The organism is Kitasatospora sp. NPDC048296 (assembly GCF_043201815.1).
Taxonomy (GTDB): domain Bacteria; phylum Actinomycetota; class Actinomycetes; order Streptomycetales; family Streptomycetaceae; genus Kitasatospora.
The window spans coordinates 1-1941 of sequence record NZ_JBICZB010000194.1; the positions used below are offsets into that span (position 1 = coordinate 1).

At 67.5% G+C, this 1941-nt stretch carries 1 protein-coding gene; it reads left to right on the forward strand.

Features of this window, described 5'->3' with window-relative positions:
- Positions 1 to 115 precede the first annotated feature (115 nt).
- A complete protein-coding gene (locus tag ACGF12_RS38410; protein WP_393041249.1) occupies positions 116 to 1828 on the forward strand; it encodes an IS1634 family transposase in 1713 nt (570 codons plus the stop codon).
- Positions 1829 to 1941: the final 113 nt, after the last annotated feature.

Here is a 1941-nt window from a genome sequence, read left to right on the forward strand (position 1 = left end):
ACTGAAAGCGCAGGTCATCGGGCTGCAGGCGGAGCGAACGGCCGAAAGTGCCTAGAGACGCGACTTTCCTGATTCGCCTGCGCTGGCCTGTGGCTTCGGCCTATCGTCTGGAGCCATGTACGTGAAGACGACGAAGCGGGAGAACAAGTCCGGGACGGTCCGGTACCTCCACCTGGCCCACAACGAGTGGGATCCGGTGAAGGGGCGGGCGGTGCCGAAGGTGCTGTTTACCTTCGGCCGCGAGGACGAGCTGGACCGCGACGCGGTCAGGCGCCTGGTCGCGTCTCTATCGAAGCTGCTGGAACCGGGTGACGCGCTGGCTGCGACGGCGGCGTCGGACCTGGAGTTCACCTCCTCGGCGCCGTTCGGTGGCGCCTACGTCCTCGATCACCTGTGGCGACGGCTGCGGATCGACCAGATCGCGGGCCGGGTCGGGCAGCCCAAGCGGGGCCGTCGCCGGGACATGACCGCGACCGAGCGGGTGCTGTTCGCCCTGGTCGCCAACCGCGCGCTGGCCCCGTCCTCGAAGCTCGCGGCGGCGGAGTGGATCACGAACGACGTGCACATCGCCGGGCTGACCGAGGTCGGCGAACAGACCTGCTACCGGGCGATGGACTGGCTGCACGAGGTCAAGGACGACCTGGAGAAGCAGGTGTTCGACGAGGTCGCGAACCTGCTGAACCTGGAGGTGGACCTGCTGTTCTTCGACACCACCAGCACCTACTTCGAGCTGGAGGAGCCCGACGAGCCCGTCGCCCGGGACGAGGCCGGCCGCAAGCTGGAGGACGGCCAGGACGACGGCGACGCGAAGCAGGCCGGGTTCCGGACCTACGGGAAGTCGAAGGACTCCCGCGACGACCTGCCCCAGATCGTGATCGGCATGGCGGTCACCAGGGACGGGATCCCGGTCCGCTGCTGGTGCTGGCCGGGCAACGCCTCCGACCAGACCCTGATCCGCCAGGTCAAGGACGATATGCGGGACTGGACCCTCTCCAAGATCGTGTGGGTGGCCGACCGCGGCTTCTCCTCAGCCGAGAACCGCCGCTACCTGCGCAAGGGCGACCATGCCTACATCATCGGCGAGAAGCTCCGCTCCGGGAGTCCCGAGGTGCAGGCCGCCCTGTCCCGGCAGGGCCGCTACCAGGACGTCGGCGAGAACATGCGCGTCAAGGAAGTGCGGATATCCGACACCGACCGGTTCGTGATCTGCCACAACCCCGAAGCGGCCGAGCGTGACCGGCACATGCGTGAACAACTCGTCGCCCAGTTGGCTGACTTGATCGCCGACACCGACAAGCTCAGCGACTTCAAACGGGGCGAACTGCGCGGGCGGATCGCCGACAAGCCCGGCCTGAACCGCTACCTGCGCGCCACCCCGGCCGGCAAGCTCCGCATCGACCAGGCGAAGATCAAGGCGGAGGAGAACCTCGACGGGAAGTACCTCCTGCGCTGCTCGGACCCCCACCTGAGCGCCGAGGACATCGCGCTGGGCTACAAGCAATTGCTCGAAGTCGAACGCGGCTGGCGCGACATGAAGCAGATCATCGACCTGCGGCCCGTCTACCACCGACTCGAAGAACGCATCCGCGCCCACGTCCTCCTCTGCTGGCTCGCCCTCCTGCTGATCCGGATCACCGAGACCACCACCGGCGATACCTGGCCGCAGATCCGGCGCGAGCTCGACCGCCTCCACCTGGGCACCTTCACCGGCCCTGCCGGAACGTTCCAGCAGGTCACCGCCCTGACCAAGCCACAACGAGACCTGCTCGCGAAGCTTCAGATCCCCGTCCCCAAGCAGGTCGTCGCGCTCCAGCCCGCATCCCGCTGACCAGCCGAAACGCGACCGCCTAGAGAAACGCCCTCCAGGCGGACACACGCACGTCCGCCCAGGTCAGACCCCGGATTCGCAGCTCCAGGCCGCGGAATTATGTCGAACGCGGG

Bases quoted from the DNA above. Each gene is read 5' to 3' on its own strand.
- ACGF12_RS38410 (WP_393041249.1), top strand. From the start codon at position 116: ATGTACGTGAAGACGACGAAGCGGGAGAACAAGTCCGGGACGGTCCGG.